Source organism: Pantoea sp. USHLN298, from assembly GCF_037149395.1.
GTDB classification, from domain to species: domain Bacteria; phylum Pseudomonadota; class Gammaproteobacteria; order Enterobacterales; family Enterobacteriaceae; genus Pantoea; species Pantoea astica.
The window spans coordinates 408096-425154 of sequence record NZ_JBBCRO010000001.1 but is presented as its reverse complement, the minus strand read 5'-3'; the positions used below and the strand labels follow the sequence as shown (position 1 = coordinate 425154).

The window sequence follows — 17059 nt, the reverse complement described above, 5'->3', positions numbered from 1 at the left end:
TAACGTTATAAAAGAAAGGAGGTTATCCATGCCAGCGATAATCCGGGTCTTCTTGATTTCAGATAAGTTAACAGAGGTAATGATACTGTTAATCCGGATATCAGCGGTGAAAGAAACCGATGGGCGGGTGGAGTGTTAATGCCGTGTATCCATCGGTTAAACTTACAGCACAAAGCGGACATTGATAGCCCGGTTGAGCTCCCTCACCCCGGATCTCGCCCCATCCTGACCATCGCCCGATACCAGGCGCCGCGCTGAATCGACCATCTCAACCCGACGGCAATCGCCGCGATCTGCTGATCGATCATCGCCTGCTGAAAGCGACCGGTTTCGCGCCCGGACATCGCCTGCGCCCAGTCCGGCATCAGGCCAAAACCTGACTTCAGCATCACCGTCATCACCGGTCTGGCCTGCCAGCTTGGGGCGGGCGCGTTCATCAGCAGGCGCGTCACTTCCGCCGTGCGCTGATCAAAGCGCAGCTCCGGACGCATCTGTTGCAGGTAATCCGCAACATCGAGGACGCTTTTCGGCACCTTCTCCGCGCCCAGCGCTTCGGCGATCAGCGCGGCTTCCTGATAATAGCGATCCTGATCGGCGCGACTGAGACGCGGGTTTTTGTAGCGCAGATGAGCCGCCAGAAAGCGGCTGGTTTCTGCTACGTGAACCCAGGTCAGCAGATGCGGATCGCTGGCCGCATAGGGTTTACCGGCGCTGTCGACGCCGCTGACTTTAAGGTGAATCCGCTTCACCCGTTCAATCAGCGTATGGGCATCCTGAGTGTTACCAAAGGTGGTCACCGCGATAAACTGGCTGGTGCGCCGCAGGCGGCCCATCATATCCTGGCGAAAATTGGAGTGGTCCCAGACGCCCGCCAGCGCTGCCGGGTGCAGCATCTGTAACAGCAGTGCGCTGATACCGCCGCACATCATCGAGGTAAAATCACCGTGGACCTGCCAGATAACGCTATCCGGGCCAAACAGGCCGGGATCGCCGGGAGGCTGAGAAATATCGAATTCATTCAGCGACAGGCCGTTAAGGCGAAACACCTGTTGCTGGATGCGGTCACGCAGATTAATCATGAGCACTCTGATAACGGAAAGGAGGCGGCGCGCCGTTGCTGCCGGCGCGCCGCGCCACCTTCCCTCAGAACGAGGAAAGGTGAACGGTTATAGATAGTCGAACTGGGCGTGCTGGGTACGCGCTGAATCCAGCCCGATCATCACATTGAATTTACCCGGTTCCGCCACCTGCTGCATCTGCTGGTTCCAGAACTTCAGCGCATCGACATCAATCTTAAAGGTCACGGTCTGTGACTCGCCCGCCTTCAGCATGATGCGTTTAAAGCCGCGCAGCTCCTGCACCGGACGGCTGATGGAGGCGACCGGATCGTTCAGATAAAGCTGCACCACGGTGGCACCGTCACGCTTGCCGCTGTTGGTCACCGTAACGCTGGCTTCGATGCTACCGTTACGCGGCATGGTCGGCGATGACATTTTTACCGGCGACACGGTGAAAGTGGTATAGCTCAGACCGTAACCAAACGGATAGAGCGGGCCGTTGGCCGCATCATAGTAATGCGAGGTATATTTGTTCGGCTTCTCCGGGTTGTACGGACGGCCGGTCGGCAGGTGGTTGTAGTAGATCGGAATCTGGCCCACCGAGCGCGGGAAGGAGACCGGCAGCTTGCCCGACGGATTGTAATCACCGAACAGCACATCAGCGATAGCGTTACCGCCTTCGGTGCCGCTGAACCAGGTTTCCAGCACCGCATCAGCCATCCGATCCTCATTCACCAGCGCCAGCGGACGCCCATTCATCAGCACGATCACCAGCGGTTTGCCGGTGGCTTTCAGCGCCGCTAACAGTTTCTGCTGGCTCGGTGGGATCACCAGATCGCTGCGGCTCGACGCTTCATGCGCCATCCCCTGCGCTTCACCTACCGCCGCAATCACCACATCTGCCTGCTTCGCTTTGGCAACCGCGTCATCAATCAGCTGCTGCGGCGAACGGGGATCGACCGATACCGCCTGTTCATACAGGTTGAGGAAATCCTGAATGCCTTTGTTGTCGGTAATATTGGCCCCTTTTTCATACAACAGCGTCGCTTTGCCCGCCGTGGCATTGCGCATCCCCTGCAGCAGCGAAATGGATTGTTTCGCCACGCCAGCGGCTGACCAGCTGCCCATGATGTCGCGCTGGCTGTCTGCCAGCGGACCAATCAGGGCAATGGTGCCCGATTTCTTCAGCGGTAAGGTTTCCAGCCGGTTTTTCAGCAGCACAATACTTTTGCGTGCCACATCGCGTGCTTCGGCCCGATGCAGGCGACTTTCAGCATTGGTATCCTGCGGATCGCTCTCTTTCGGCCCCAGATGGCTGTAGGGATCGTTAAACAGTCCCATATCATATTTGACGTTGAGTACGTGACGCGCCGCATCGTCAATTTCCGCCATGCTGACCGCGCCGCTCTTCACCAGATCGGGCAGATATTTGCTGTAATATTCGTCGCTCATGCTCATATCGACGCCCGACTTCAGCGCGATACGCACCGCATCCTGTGGATCGCTGGCAACGCCATGCTTGATCAGCTCTTTGATCGCGCCGTGATCGCTGATGGTGATCCCTTTAAATTTCCATTTATCGCGCAGCAGATCTTTCAGCAGCCAGCCATCGGCGGTAGCCGGGACACCGTTGATCGAGTTCAGCGCCACCATCACGCCGCCACTGCCGGCATCCAGCGAGGCTTTATAGGGCGGCAGATAATCCTGGAACATCCGCTGCGGGCTCATATCCACGGTGTTGTAATCCCGCCCGCCTTCCACCGCGCCATACAGTGCGAAGTGTTTGACGCTGGTCATGATGTTATAGCGATCGGCCGCGCTTTTGCCCTGCATCGACTGCACCATGCTGCGGCCCATTTCGCCGGTCAGGTAGGTATCTTCGCCAAAGCCTTCTGAGCCACGACCCCAGCGCGGTTCACGGCTGACATCGACCATCGGTGCCCAGGTCATATTCAGGCCATCGTCGGCCGCTTCATAGGCGGAAACCCGCCCTACTTCTTTCACTGCGTCCAGATCCCAGCTGGCGGCCAGGCCGAGTGGGATTGGGAAAATGGTGCGCTGGCCGTGGATCACATCGTAGGCGAAAAACAGCGGAATTTTCAGGCGGCTGAGCTGCATCGCCTGATCCTGCATCGCACGGATATCCTGACGGGTTACGGTATTGAAAATCGCGCCAACCTGACTTTTCTTAATCATCTCCCGGATGACTTCTTTTGGATTATCAGGCCCGACGCTGATTAAACGCAGCTGGCCGATCTTCTCATCCAGCGTCATTTTTTTAAGCAGATCGTTGACGAACGCATCCCGCGCCTGCTCGGTCATCGGGTGGTTACCTGGCATTGTCTCAGCCAATGCCGGTTGCATCGCGAGGGAGACAGCGAGACTAACAGAGTAAATCCATTTCATCAGGTTGGGTTCTCTTAAGTAACTGCGCAATATCGAATAAACAGGCGGCAGTGTGCCACAAGAAGAGAATAGCAGGTAGCCTGCCGGTGTCACACTGCGTTGCAGCGAGTTGACGTGCTACAGTAATGACGCACTGATAAGACAAGGGAATTGCCCATGAAACAGACCTCTGCCCTGCTTTCTGACTTACGCCGCCTGGTCGGCCCTGCGTATCTGCTTACCGAACCTGAACAGACCGCCCGCTACCGTAAAGGCTTTCGCTCCGGCGAAGGCGACGCGCTGGCGGTGGTGTTTCCTGCCACGCTGCTGGAGCTGTGGCGGGTATTGCAGACGCTGGTCAATGCCGACGCCATTATTCTGATGCAGGCGGCGAATACCGGCCTGACTGAAGGCTCGACGCCGCACGGCGACGATTACGATCGTCCGCTGGTGATAATCAGTACGCTGCGGCTGGATAAGCTCCAGTTAATTGATGACGGCAAACAGGTGCTGGCGTTTCCCGGCAGCACGCTCTATCAGCTGGAAAAAGTGCTCAAACCGCTGGGACGCGAGCCGCATTCAGTGATTGGATCGTCCTGCATTGGTGCCTCGGTGCTGGGCGGAATTTGTAATAATTCCGGCGGGTCGCTGATCAAACGCGGCCCGGCCTACAGCGAAATGGCGCTGTTCGCGCAGATAGATGCCCAGGGCAAACTGCGGCTGGTTAACCATCTTGGCATCGATTTAGGGCATTCACCGGAAGAGATTCTGGGCCGGCTGGATGACGATCGCTGGCAGCAGAGCGATGTCCTGCATGATGGCCGTCACGCCTCCGATCACGACTATGCCAGCCGGGTACGCGAGATCGATGCTGATACGCCGGCCCGCTATAACGCCGATGCGCGTCGCCTGTTTGAAGCCTCCGGCTGTGCCGGTAAGCTGGCGGTCTTCGCCGTGCGTCTCGATACTTTCGCCAGCGAACCGCAGCAGCAGGTGTTCTATATCGGTACCAACGATCCCGACGTGCTGAGCGACATTCGCCGCCACATGCTGGCGCACTTCAGCAATCTGCCGGTAGCGGGTGAATATATGCACCGCGATATCTATGACATCGCCGAAGTCTACGGCAAAGATACCTTTCTGATGATCGACAAGCTGGGCACCGACAAGATGCCGCTGTTCTTCACGCTGAAAGGTCGTGTGGATGCCTGGCTGAGCAAGCTGTCATTTATCAAACCGCACTTCAGCGATCGCCTGTTGCAGCGCCTGAGCCGCCTCTTTCCGGCGCATCTGCCTGAACGAATGAAGCAGTATCGCGACAAATATGAACATTACCTGATGCTGAAAATGTCCGGCGACGGCGTGGCTGAAGCGCGTAACTATTTACGCGATTACTTTCGCGAAGGCGGCGGCGAATTTTTTGAGTGTGAAGGGAAAGAAGGTGCCCATGCTTTCCTGCATCGTTTTGCCGCCGCAGGCGCCGCGGTGCGCTATCACGCGGTGCATGCGGATGAGGTGGAAGATATTCTGGCACTGGATATCGCATTGCGACGCAACGACCCAAACTGGTTTGAAACCCTGCCCGAGGCGATAAAAAACTCACTCAGCCACAGCCTCTACTACGGTCACTTTTTCTGTCATGTGTTCCATCAGGATTACATCGTCAGAAAAGGCGTTGATGCTCATCAGCTGAAAGCGCAGATGCTGGAGATTTTACAGGCGCGCGGGGCGGAGTATCCGGCGGAGCACAACGTCGGTCATCTTTATCAGGCCAAACCGCAGCTGGCGGCCTTTTACCGGCAGCTCGATCCCACCAACAGTTTTAATCCGGGGATTGGCAAAACCAGTAAGCAAAAGGGATGGGCAGTGAAGCAGGTTTAATCGCCTTATCAGTCAGCCTGCTTATCTGAGCAGGCTGATTGTCACACAACCGGGAAGTCCGTTCGCACCGCCAGCCTCCCGTTGCAGCAGCCCTGCCAATAACTAACATCTTTATCAGAATATTAATTTCCCCTCCCATATTGCACCTGCTTTATTTTATCTCATCGGGTTCTGCGCAATAGTTCACAAAAAACCCTGCCGCCAATTGATATTTCGCGTCGCGAAAAATAGATTGTCGCCATAAAAATTCATAGCAAGCATCTTAAATTCATTCAGGGAAGAGTGGTCATGCGAAAAATTAATTACGCGTTAACGTTAATTGAAATAGCCACCGTAATAATTGCGTCAACAGCAATAAGTTCATCACCGGCTTACGCCAGCGGATTTATTGATGACTCATCGCTAAAGGGAAATGTTTTTTACTGGCAGCGTCAGCGAGATCGCAGAGACACCGATCCCACCAGTGAATATCAGGGGCAGTATCGGGCTAATTTACATCATGCCTCGCTCAACAGTAATCTCGACTATCAGTCAGGCTATGTCGGGGAGTGGATTGGTCTGGACCTCGCGATTTTCGGTGCTGCTGAGCTTTCCAACAGCGGCCCCGCCGCACCCAATGAAATTGGCTTCAGTAAGGCGCGTACCCGCTGGGATGAAAAGTGGAATGGCGACAGCGGCGGTGCTTCTGTTTATAAAGCCGCACTGAAATTAAAATATAACGATTACTGGTTGCGCGCCGGGTATATTCAGCCAACCGGCCAGACAATTATTGCGCCACACTGGAGTTTCTTACCCGGAACCTATCGCGGCGTCGAAGTCGGTGCGCTGTATGATTTCCAGCAGGCCGGTGCATTATCACTCTCCTGGATGTGGAGCGACAAATATAAAGCGCCCTGGTATCGTGACTTATATGATTTTCGTCAGGCTGATGGCAAAACGCCTGTCAGCTATCTGCATTCATTCGGCATGAAATATGACTTCAAAAATAATCTGGTGCTTGAGGGCGCTTTTGGCCAGGCAGCGGATTATATGGATCAATATTTCGCCAAAGCCTCGTGGTCAGCCACGCCAAACGGCAATGCACTTTACACCAGCTATCAGTTTTACGGGGCGCACGACAAAGTAGCGGGCGGTGCCGCTAATCCCCGTGATGTCTATGACGGCTTGGCCTGGTTACAGGCGATCACTGTCGGCTACACCGTCGGTCCGGTTGATCTGCGACTCGAAGGCACCTGGGTTAAAGCCGAAGGGAATCAGGGCTTCTTTTTACAACGTATGACGCCGGGTTACGCCAGCTCCAACGGACGACTGGATATCTGGTGGGATGCCCGTTCCGACTGGAACGCCAACGGTGAAAAAGCAATTTTTGCCGGTGCCCTGCTCGACTTAACGCCGTGGCAGCTGGCGGGCTGGAAAGTGGGCGGCTCCTGGGTCTGGGGCTGGGACGCCAGACCCGCCACCCAGCCTCAGTTTGACCAGCGTCAACGGCTGACCGAGTCTGCCTGGAACCTCGATCTGATCTACCAGATTCAGCAGGGCCGCGCTAAAGATACGCTGATTAAACTGCACTACACCCGTTACGACAATCACAGCAATCTGCCCAGTTACAGCGGGGGCTACGGCAATATTTTTCAGGACGAGAAGGATATCAAGCTGATGGTGATCGCACCCTTTACCCTGTTCTGACCCACGCCGCTGACCGGGATCTCTCTAGCCGAAACAAGGATGATGACATGTTAACCCAACGTTTTTTTGCGCTCAGCCTGCTGAGCGTTGCCCTCTCCAGCGCTGCCAGTCCGTCGGAGCAGTCGCTGGTAAATCAGATCAGCCAGTTTGGCGTGACCTATCAGGTGAAGGATAATCTGGCCGCTCTGCACGGGGTCGACTGCGCAGCATTAGGGGCTGACTGGGCGGCCTGTAATCGCGCCACCATTACCCTGACCAACCACGGTCCGGCGCTGACGGACAAACACTGGGCCATATATATGAGCAACGTCCATCAGACGCTGCGGGTGGATAACGACCAGTTTAAGATGACCCATATAGTCGGTGATTTAACCCGTCTTGAGCCGACCGATAAGTTCACCGGCATCGGGGCTGGCGAGTCGGTAGAGATTCCGATCGTGAACGAGTACTGGCAGCTGTTTATCACCGATGTGATGCCGCGCTGGTATGTCACCGCCGGTCAGGCAACGCCACAAATCATTGCCAGCACCGACAGCGAAGATCTCAGTAAGTTTGTGCTGCCGTTTGGGGATAACTGGCGACGCAGCGCGGATGACCACAATGTCCTGATGCAGCCCGTCAGCCGCTTTGATAAAAACAGCGATATCACGCCTCTGCCCGCTTCGGCCTTACGCGGTCAGATCAGCCCGACGCCGCTTGAGGTTAAACTTCATCCGCACGATGCCTCACTCAGCCGCGGCGTCACGCTGTCGCTCAACGGGCTGAGTACCGCTACGCGCCAGGCGGTTGTTCAGCGCTTTGAACAACTGGGGGTCCAACAGCGCGCGTCGGGCTATGCGATTACCAGTGACATCCGGCCTGGCTATTTCAGCGGCGCACTGGCCAAATCCGGTGCTTACCGGCTGAATATCAACGCCCGCAGTGCCAGCATCGTCGGCTACGATGCCGCGGGAGCGTTTTATGGGCTGATGTCGATTCTCTCCCTGATCCCTGCTGACGGCACCCCGCAGATCGCCACGCTGGATGCGACAGATGCGCCCCGCTTCGCCTATCGCGGTGCCTTTCTTGATGTGGCACGCAACTTCCACAGCAAGCAGGCGGTATTGCGGCTGCTCGATCAGATGGCGGCGTGGAAGATGAATACCTTCCATTTTCACCTGAGTGATGATGAAGGCTGGCGGATTGAAATTCCCGGCCTGCCGGAATTAACCGAGGTGGGCAGCCAGCGCTGTCACGATCTCACTGAACAGCGCTGCCTGCTGCCGCAGCTCGGTTCGGGGCCGTTCAGTGACAACAACGGCAGCGGCTATTTCAGCCGCGCCGACTACATCGAGATTGTGGAGTATGCGCAGGCGCGCCATATCACCGTTATCCCGGAGATCGATATGCCCGCCCATGCGCGTGCGGCAGTGATCGCCATGGAGGCACGCTACCAGCGACTGATGCATGCCGGGCAACCCGATCAGGCCAGTGCATATCGCCTGATCGATCCGACGGATGACTCTAATACCACCTCGGTACAGCTCTACGATCGCACCAGCTATCTCAATCCCTGCATTGATGCTTCCCAGCGCTTTGTCGACAAAGTGATCGGTGAAATTCAGGCGATGCACCGCGAAGCGGGACAGCCGCTGACCACCTGGCATTTCGGGGGTGACGAAGCGAAAAATATTCGCTTTGGGCCGGGCTATTCCGACCGCCACCAGCCTAAGCCCGGCACCGGCCTGCGCGACTGGCAGCAGGAAGATCGTCCCTGGGCTAAATCGCAGGTTTGTCAGGCGCTGATCAACAGCGGAAAAGTCAACGATCTGGCACATCTGCCAAGCTATTTTGCGATGACAGTCAGTGCGATTGTTCAGCGTCACGGTATCGGCAAAATGCAGGCGTGGCAGGACGGTTTAAAAGATGCCAAAGATGCGCGTGCGTTCGCCACCCCACGCGTGGCGGTCAATTTCTGGGATACGCTCTACTGGGGCGGTTTTGACAGCGCCAGTGACTGGACACAGAAAGGCTATGATGTGGTGATTTCCAGCCCCGACTACCTCTATCTCGATTTCCCCTCAGAGGTCAATCCGCAGGAACGCGGCTACTACTGGGGCACCCGCTTCAGTGATGAACGCAAAATATTTGCCTTCGCCCCCGATAACCTGCCGCAGAATGCTGAAACCTCAACAGATCGCGACGGTAACGCTTTCAGCGCTAAATCGGATAAGCCGTGGACCGGTGCCTATGGTCTTTCCGCGCAGCTTTGGAGTGAAACCGTGCGTACCGACCCGCAGATGGAATATATGATTTATCCCCGTTTGTTTGCGGTGGCAGAGCGCAGCTGGCATCGTGCCAGCTGGGAGCTGGACTACCGGGCCGGACGGGAATTTATCGGCGGGCAGACCCGTCTGGTGGATCGTCATGCGCTCCAGCAGGACTGGCAACGCTTCGCTAACCTGCTGGGACAGCGTGAGCTGGCGAAGCTGGACAAAGCCGGTATCGCTTATCGGCTGCCGGTGCCGGGCGCGAAAATTGTCGCAGGCGTGCTGGCGATGAATGTTGCGTTGCCTGGTGTGACGCTGGAATACAGTCTGGATAACGGCACACACTGGCAGCGGTACGATGCCGCTCAACCACCTCAGGTGAGTGGCGCAGTACAGGTACGTTCGGTCAGCGCCGATGGGCTCCGCAGCAGCCGGGTTGAGTCACTGTAAAGCAGAGGGACAGCACGCGGCCGAGGTGCGGCCTGGCAACGTCAGGCCGGATTTATCAGCCCAGGCGGCCAGGCCGGTAAACCGCGATAAAAAAAGCCGACGTTTGTCGTAATGCACGTCAGTTAATTAAATAAGGTCCGAGAGTTCGGGCCTGACCTGCTCCCCGTTGATGAAGTACAACCGGGCTGAAATCCTGATCCCTTCTCTCCCCCGCTAAGCTTTCCTGCGAATTTATATTCATTGATATATTTAACTGACTGTAACCAGGCTTAAACGCGGGCTTTTTTAGAAAGATGACTTTTCACTCTATGTGTTGTTAGCCGTAACGGGCTTCTTATCATATTCAGACCGGTTTATTCCCGCTCACGCGGGGAACACGATCATCCCGTATGCCAGGTCGTTACGGTCGGCGGTTTATCACCGCTCGCGCGGGGAACACTTGTTGACACTTGATTGAGCCATTCCCACGGCCGGTTTATCCCCGCTCGCGCGGGGAACACGAACGCAGGTTTTTAGCGCGCAGCACCGCCGCCGGTTTATCCCCGCTCGCGCGGGGAACACAACGAGCGCGACTTACCGCCGGGCGCAGTGGCCGGTTTATCCCCGCTCGCGCGGGGAACACCAACCAGAGAGTAGAGAAAGCAGTTATCTCCCCGGTTCATCCCCGCTCGCGCGGGGAACACTCTAAAATTATCCGTTTGATTACTAACTACTTTTCAGTCACCGCTAATTCTACCGAATTTTACACCCAGACTTAACCCAAATGCACACTAATACATCAGCACAAAATTCAGGCAAAAAAAGCGCCCATACAGGGTAATGCTGATCAGTTAAGGGTCACCTGAACGATCCAGTAGCTCTGTAAGAATCCGGAAATGCTCACCTGTTTCCGGATTTTTATGCACCCTGGACAGGCACTTGAGAAGTCAAAAGCCGGAGCTTGTGGAGCAGGAACTGTGAGGTGCCTCACTGGCTTATAATCTGTTGAGATATCAGATAATTAAAATGGCGGAACAGCTGAAAGGAGACTGGCCGAATCAACTGAGCTTCTCAGAATCCTGCGGAATGGCCATGAAAATGCGGATGACCCTGCAGGGCGCTTCACCGGGCCGTATACCGAAACTGATGCGTGATCTTGCAAGTATGAGAACGGATGAAGTTACCGACAAGAAGGGAAAGGGCCTTCCCGAAGGTGGTAACGGAGAGGCCCTGGAAATACACCACAGCCCCGAAAAAGGGCCAGTCAGTTGCTTAACTGACTGGCATTACGACGTTTGTCGGCCTCAGGATCATGCAATCAGAAGCATGACATCGGGATCGGGAGATTCGCGTTACGACAGCAGCTTCTCTTCTTCGCTGGCCGCCACCGCCTGCTGGCGTCGTTCAATAATCATGGTTTGCGGCGTCGAGAGCAGTATCCCCTCTTTGCGCAGACGCGTCAGAATATCAAACAGCAGGTCGCTCTTCGCGCCAGCGATCTGGCGCTGCCCGGCCACGTTGCCGGTCACGCTCAGTACAATCCCTTGCTGGGTCAGATCTTTGAACGACACCGACGGCTCTGGCGTCTCCAGAATACGTTCGTTTTCGTTGTAGACCTCCAGCAGGATATCGCGCACTTTAGAGGGATCGATATTCAGCGGGAAGGTAAGCGTGATCGTCACCACGCCCTGCGCATTGCCCATGGTGGCGTTACGCACGTTCTGCGAGATGAACTGCGAGTTCGGCACGATGACGGTCGATTTATCGCCTAACTGAATTTCGGTGGCGCGCACGTTAATCCGGCGAATATCCCCTTCAATGCCGCTGATGGTCACCAGATCGCCCACTTTTACCGGACGTTCCGTTAACAGAATCAGCCCGGAGATAAAGTTCTTCACAATCTCCTGCAGGCCAAAACCGATACCTACCGACAGCGCGCTGACAATCCACGCCAGTTTGTTCCACTGCAGGCCCATGATCGACAGCGTCAGCAGAATAATCAGCACGAAGCCGATGTTGCTGAACAGCGTCACCAGCGACACCCGCATCCCCACGTCCATGGTGGTTTTCGGCAGGAAATCGTTGTCCAGCCAGCGGCGTATTGAACGCAGCACATAGATGCCGACGATCAGGCAGATTATCGCATTCACCATATGCGCCGGTACGATATTCAGGGATTCAAGTCCTTTACCGCCCCAGAACTCGATCACTTTTTGCAGCAGCTCAATCGGCGTTGACGAGGCAAAGGTCCCATTGACCAGCGCCAGTGCCACAACCAGCACCAGAAAGGTTTTGCCGATGGCCGTCAGCAGCGTAGCCGTTTGCTGCAGATGACGCTCATTGATGTTAAGCGAACTCTGAATGCGACGACCGGTTGCGTTACTGGTCGAGAACAGGCTCTCACAGCCATCGTTGAGCAGATGACTGAGGAAGTAGAACGAACCAAACAGCAGGCCACACCAGATCACTTCATAACTCAGGAAGCGTGCCAGCGTGACGTAACCAATGAGCAGCGACACCAGAATGGCGATGCCGGTCAGCGTCAGGCCCATCTGGATCAGTCCGACCAGCGTCGATCGCGCTTCCGGTGGTGTGCCCGCCTGCGTCATGCGACGACGAACCCGATTGGTGCGCATACTGATCGCCAGCGCGGTACTGCCAATCAGCAGTGCCGTCAGGCCGTTGGCAAAAATAGTGGTATTCAGGCTGGTGCCGACGCTGTAGTTAAACGACTCGACGGTCTGAAAGATAAACACCAGCACGGCGGTAATGGGTGGAAAGGGTTTTAACGCCATCGCCACTTCATTAGAGATGGTCGGTAACCGCCAGCTGGGCCTGCGGGTAGAGAGGAAAGCGCGTCCCAGCCCGGCAATCAGGCCACAAAAGACGCTGAGCCGAACCAGTTGATCCACGAAGTCCTGAACGTTTTCAGAAACCTCATCACGGCGGGTAAAGGCCAGGGCGATAAAGTTAAAGGTGAGGACGACAGCCGCCAGGGTGGTCAGGGCGATTGCAGCCGCCAGGAAACTGCGACGTAACTTCCCTTCCGGCAATTTGTGAATGCTGACCCAGGCCAGAAACTCTTCGCTGTAACGACGGCCGACCGTCATCACTAACAGCGCAGCCAGCAGCCAGAAGACACTGCCCACGCGCCAGCCCGGCTCCCATGAGAGTACCGCGGTGTCCTGCAGCTCCTGCAGGAATTCACCGATTTTCTCGCCATCCAGGTCCTGACTATTGAGCAGCGGTGACCAGAAACGCGGCCCCAGAATGGTGCCGGAGTTCAGCGCCAGCTGGCTTTTTAACTGGTCACGACGCAGGTTAGTAATCTGCGAGGAGAGCGTCAGTGCGCCATTTTTAATGCCTTCGGCCTGTTTGATCTGGTCGTCGAGTTTGCTTTTCTGACTTTCCAGCGCGTTACGCTTGCGCGTCACTTCCGGCGTCTCTTTTACGCCGCTGTCAGCCTTGGGTGCCGGCCCCAGTACCTGCAACTGGGCGTCCAGTTGCTGGCGATCGGGGATCAGCGCCTGTCCCAGCGTGTCGGCATTACCAGAGAGCTCAAGCGCCATTTCATTGAGCTGAGTCAGCTTGTTTTCGCCAGCATCGACGGAGACCTGACTTTTGATTTTATCGAGGATCTTCTGCATTTTCGGCAGTTCAACCGCGGCATTCAGCTTCGGCGGAGCGTCCTGGTCCTGAGCAGCACTGGCCGTATCATCCGCGGCCAGCGTCAGCGCCGGGGCAAATGCCACCAGCGCCAGCATTAACAATGCAAAAAAGGATCGTAGCTTAAACATATGAGTAAGATTCCGGCAGCTTAAATCAGGCGATCGTCCCTCGCCAGTCGCGCGTAGTGTAGGGCTTTGCAAGGGATGGCAATATAGGAATAACGGGCATTTTTCGGGTTAACGTCGGGCAGCCAGAGAGGTAAAAATGGCTTTACGCCTCTGACCGCGTTTTCCCGATGTCCTGCTCAGCCTGCAGGCAATGCCAGTGCGCGCAGTGCGCGACACCGACTCTTTTCTACTCGACGTCGGCACTGCTGGCACCGTTGCTGGCGACCTGGCCTGATTTCTGTTTTTTATACGCCAGCGCGGCGGCCGGTACCGGCGCAGCCTTGCCGGTTTCAATCCAGTCACGCAGGCGGTTGGCATCCGCGAAGTGGGTATATTTGCCAAACGCGTCCAGCACCACCAGCGCTACCGGACGATTGTTGATCATGGTGCGCATCACCAGGCAGTGGCCCGCCTCGTCGGTGTAGCCGGTTTTAGTCAGCTGAATGCGCCAGTCATTTTTGTACACCAGATGATTGGTGTTGCGGAATGGCAGCGCATAGCTCGGATGCGTGAAGACGGCGGTTTCTTCTTTAGTGGTGCTGAGTGCGCCGAGCAGTGGATATTCGCGCGTCGCCTTGAGTAACTTGATCAGGTCCTGAGCACTGGAGACGTTTTGCGTGGAAAGCCCGGTCGGCTCAACGTAGCGGGTCTGCTTCATACCCAGCGCGCGCGCTTTGGCGTTCATCGCCTGGATAAAGGCGTTATAGCCGCCCGGATAAGCATGAGCCAGGCTGGCGGCGGCGCGGTTCTCTGAGGACATCAGCGCCAGCAGCAGCATATTGCGGCGGCTGATCTGGCTGTTGAGTTTGACGCGTGAAAATACCCCACGCATCTCCGGCGTCTGGCTGACATCCACCGTCAGCATCTCATTCATCGGCAGATGTGCGTCCAGCACCACCATTGCGGTCATCAGTTTGGTGATGGAGGCGATTGGCCTGACCCGATCCGGATGACTGGAAAACAGGACTTTATTGCTGGTGAGATCGACAATCATCGCGCTGCCAGAGGCAATCTGCGGTTGAGCAATCGGCGCCATTTGTGACAGCGAGGTGGTCGCCTGCGCCGGTAATGCCATTCCCTGCCCGGAAACGAGCAGCGCCAGCGAGAACAAAGTGAAACGAATTTTTGCAGGCATCGTAGAAAAAAGACCCGGTTGAGATTGTGCGCTGTGTCAGACACAGGCCGCCCGCATCAGTGCAGTCAGAGCGCGGGCTGGCAGCAGCATCATACGCTGAAGGTTAAGAAATTTCCTGGTGAGATTGTTTCCGGGCGTTAAAAAGGCGCTGCCGCCAGCACGGCGGCAGCGGCAGATCAGAACAGTCGGGGTCCATAACCCCACAGAATGACGGTCATCGCCAGTAACACTTCAAAGACCAGCACGCCAATCGCCAGCGTGGAGCCGGAGAAACGCAGGCTCTCTTCACGGTCAATATTCAGAAACAGCGGAATGCCGATATAGAGCAGATAGCCGGTGTAGACCAGCGCTAAAGCGCCGACCAGCACGCACAGCCAGACCAGCGGATAGAGTGCCACCAGCCCGCTGAGAAACAGCGGTGTGGCGACATAGCCCGCAAACACCGTGCAGCGCTGTACCCCAGGCCGCTGCGGATAATTGCGCGCCATCCAGTGGATCACCCGGCCCATCACCGCCACGCCACCCAGAATAATCAGATAGAACAGGATACCGAGCCCAATCCCGGTAGCGATATTAAGCTGAACAAACTGCCCCTCACCGAGATTCCAGCCCAGTTGCGTGGTGCCGATAAAGGCACAGATAACCGGGATCGCCGCCATCAGCAGAACATGGTGGGTGTAATGGTGCGAGACGCTCTCATTCTCTTGCTTGATATGACGCATTTCCTGATTCGGATGCGCCAGAAGTCCCCAGACATGGTTCATACAGTCACTCCTCTGATGCGAAGGGCTGCCCGAAACGGCAACAGAGTCTCTGAGGGCAGCGACAGTTCAAGTATAAACGGCAGAACAACTTTCGTGGCAGCTGAGCAAAAAAACAGCAAAAATAAACGCAGGGGCGGACGCCGGGCGGAAGCGAAACCAAAACGCGTATAGACTTAAAGAAACAGAGTCAAACAGGGAGAGTCATTTTGCATTTGGATATCAACGGATTAATTACCCAGTACGGCTATCTGGCGCTGCTGATCGGCTGTATTGCGGAAGGGGAAACGTTTACCTTACTTGGCGGCGTCGCCGCCCATGAAGGCCTGCTGCACTATGCGGGCGTGGTGCTGGCCGCCATGGCTGGCGGCATCATTGGCGATCAGCTGCTCTACTGGATTGGACGCCGCTATGGCGCGCGCATTCTGCGTCGTCTGAAAAAACATCAGGATAAAGTGGTAAAGGCGAACCGGCTGATCAAGCGCCGGCCCAGCCTGTTTGTCATCGGCGTGCGCTTTATGTATGGCTTCCGGCTGATTGGCCCGATCATTATCGGTGCCAGCCGCCTCAACCCGATGAAGTTTTTCATTCTCAACGTGATTGGGGCGGCAATCTGGGCACTGATTTTTGTCACGCTCGGCTATTTTGCCGGCGGCATCATCGCCCCGTGGCTGCACAAACTCGACCAGCACCTCAAGCATCTGCTGTGGCTGGTCGGTGCGATTGTGTTTGCCTTTGTGCTGCGCTGGGTGATCCGCCGCTGGCATAATCGTCGGGCCGATCAGTAACCTTTGAACTGCGGATTCGCCAGCATGAATCCACCGTCGATGATAAAGGACTGGCCGGTGGTGTAGGTCGCCCATTCAGAACAGAGCCAGGCAACCATGCTGGCGATCTCGTGGGTGTCACCGGGCCGGCCAGCCGGGATCTCCGGCATCTTCACCTTGTGCGCATCTTCATCACTCATCTTATTCATCGGCGTGGCGATCGCGCCGGGTGCCACCGCATTCACCAGAATATTGTGCGGCAGCAGGCTCAGCGCCATCGATTTAGTCAGGCCGCCCGCCGCATGTTTTGCCGCCGTATAGGCCACCGAACCGGGCAGCGGCGTGTGCTCATGCACCGACGTAATATTGATAATCCGGCCACCTTCGCCCTGCTCAACCATCTTACGGGCCGCAATCTGGCCGCAGACAAAGACGCCATCCACGTCGACGGCAAATGTTTTACGCCAGTCTTCATAGGTGACATCAAGGAAGTCCGCCTTGAAGTTAGCCCCGGCGTTGTTCACCAGCACGTCAATCCGGCCAAACCGATCGATCAGCTGTTGCAGCGACTGACCGCCCTGCTCAGGATCGGCCAAATCCAGCTGGATAATCTCTGCACGCCGGCCTTTATCCCGCACTAGCTGTGCGGTACGTTGCGCGCCCTCTTCATCGGAACGCCAGGTGATACCAATGTCAAAGCCCTGCTCTGCCAGCATTTCAGCGCAGCGGCTGCCGATGCCCGAGTCTGATGCGGTGATAATGGCGACTTTACTCTGTGGTGTGGTCATAACGGCCTCCTTTAGGAAAGTGTCATCACCAGTATAACGTCCCTGAAAAATTCGCCCGCCGCCAGCGCCCATTCTGTCAATCGG

Annotated in this window: 10 protein-coding genes, 1 pseudogene and 1 CRISPR repeat array; of the genes and pseudogenes, 5 read left to right on the top strand and 6 right to left on the bottom strand. The window is 56.2% G+C overall.

The features are described from left to right. Positions 1–203 precede the first annotated feature (203 nt). Together WFK59_RS02135 and bglX are read right to left on the bottom strand one after the other, a co-directional pair. On the bottom strand, positions 204–1079 hold the full coding sequence (locus WFK59_RS02135; protein WP_336754920.1) for an oxygenase MpaB family protein: 876 nt from the start codon (positions 1077–1079) through the stop codon (positions 204–206). A gap of 87 nt (positions 1080–1166) precedes the next feature. Then, complete coding sequence (gene bglX, locus WFK59_RS02130; RefSeq protein WP_336754918.1) at positions 1167–3464, bottom strand: beta-glucosidase BglX; 2298 nt, start codon at positions 3462–3464, stop codon at positions 1167–1169. Between the two features lie 156 nt (positions 3465–3620). Here bglX and dld point away from each other — a divergent pair, with 156 nt between their 5' ends. From dld to WFK59_RS02110, 4 genes and pseudogenes are all read left to right on the top strand, one after another. After that, entirely contained in the window at positions 3621–5324 is a 1704-nt protein-coding gene (dld, locus tag WFK59_RS02125) for a D-lactate dehydrogenase (protein ID WP_336754917.1), read from the top strand. 288 nt (positions 5325–5612) lie between these two features. Then, on the top strand, positions 5613–7010 hold the full coding sequence (chiP, locus tag WFK59_RS02120; RefSeq protein ID WP_233984823.1) for a chitoporin ChiP: 1398 nt from the start codon (positions 5613–5615) through the stop codon (positions 7008–7010). Between the two features lie 47 nt (positions 7011–7057). Further along, positions 7058–9709: a beta-N-acetylhexosaminidase gene (locus WFK59_RS02115; protein ID WP_336754916.1), complete on the top strand. Its 2652-nt coding sequence runs from the start codon at positions 7058–7060 to the stop codon at positions 9707–9709. Positions 9710–10056: 347 nt separating this feature from the next. Next, positions 10057–10392: a CRISPR direct-repeat array (repeat unit 31 nt; unit sequence GCCGGTTTATCCCCGCTCGCGCGGGGAACAC). Between the two features lie 235 nt (positions 10393–10627). After that, positions 10628–10964: pseudogene (locus WFK59_RS02110) on the top strand (IS4 family transposase); the annotation flags it as partial. A gap of 76 nt (positions 10965–11040) precedes the next feature. On the opposite strand, the gene WFK59_RS02105 reads toward WFK59_RS02110, so the two are convergent. The 3 genes from WFK59_RS02105 to WFK59_RS02095 form a co-directional block, all read right to left on the bottom strand. Continuing rightward, entirely contained in the window at positions 11041–13485 is a 2445-nt protein-coding gene (locus tag WFK59_RS02105) for a DUF3772 domain-containing protein (RefSeq protein WP_233984825.1), read from the bottom strand. A gap of 226 nt (positions 13486–13711) precedes the next feature. After that, on the bottom strand, positions 13712–14659 hold the full coding sequence (gene pbpG / locus WFK59_RS02100) for a D-alanyl-D-alanine endopeptidase (protein WP_336754915.1): 948 nt from the start codon (positions 14657–14659) through the stop codon (positions 13712–13714). Between the two features lie 176 nt (positions 14660–14835). Continuing rightward, positions 14836–15423, bottom strand: coding sequence for a Yip1 family protein (locus tag WFK59_RS02095; RefSeq protein WP_233984827.1), 588 nt, complete (start codon positions 15421–15423; stop codon positions 14836–14838). A gap of 206 nt (positions 15424–15629) precedes the next feature. On the opposite strand from WFK59_RS02095, the gene WFK59_RS02090 reads away from it, so the two are divergent. After that, positions 15630–16208, top strand: coding sequence for a DedA family protein (locus tag WFK59_RS02090; protein WP_233984828.1), 579 nt, complete (start codon positions 15630–15632; stop codon positions 16206–16208). Here the strand turns inward: WFK59_RS02090 and WFK59_RS02085 are convergent. Further along, positions 16202–16975: an SDR family oxidoreductase gene (locus WFK59_RS02085; protein WP_233984829.1), complete on the bottom strand. Its 774-nt coding sequence runs from the start codon at positions 16973–16975 to the stop codon at positions 16202–16204. The two genes, WFK59_RS02090 and WFK59_RS02085, sit on opposite strands and share 7 nt — an antisense overlap. Positions 16976–17059: the final 84 nt, after the last annotated feature.

What these genes read in the sequence shown, in the direction of transcription:
- chiP (WP_233984823.1), top strand. Translation starts at nt 5,613, where the DNA reads ATGCGAAAAATTAATTACGCGTTAACGTTAATTGAAATAGCCACCGTA.
- dld (WP_336754917.1), top strand. Translation starts at nt 3,621, where the DNA reads ATGAAACAGACCTCTGCCCTGCTTTCTGACTTACGCCGCCTGGTCGGC.
- WFK59_RS02135 (WP_336754920.1), bottom strand. Translation starts at nt 1,079, where the DNA reads ATGATTAATCTGCGTGACCGCATCCAGCAACAGGTGTTTCGCCTTAAC.
- WFK59_RS02085 (WP_233984829.1), bottom strand. Translation starts at nt 16,975, where the DNA reads ATGACCACACCACAGAGTAAAGTCGCCATTATCACCGCATCAGACTCG.
- WFK59_RS02115 (WP_336754916.1), top strand. Translation starts at nt 7,058, where the DNA reads ATGTTAACCCAACGTTTTTTTGCGCTCAGCCTGCTGAGCGTTGCCCTC.
- WFK59_RS02095 (WP_233984827.1), bottom strand. Translation starts at nt 15,423, where the DNA reads ATGAACCATGTCTGGGGACTTCTGGCGCATCCGAATCAGGAAATGCGT.
- pbpG (WP_336754915.1), bottom strand. Translation starts at nt 14,659, where the DNA reads ATGCCTGCAAAAATTCGTTTCACTTTGTTCTCGCTGGCGCTGCTCGTT.
- WFK59_RS02105 (WP_233984825.1), bottom strand. Translation starts at nt 13,485, where the DNA reads ATGTTTAAGCTACGATCCTTTTTTGCATTGTTAATGCTGGCGCTGGTG.
- bglX (WP_336754918.1), bottom strand. Translation starts at nt 3,464, where the DNA reads ATGAAATGGATTTACTCTGTTAGTCTCGCTGTCTCCCTCGCGATGCAA.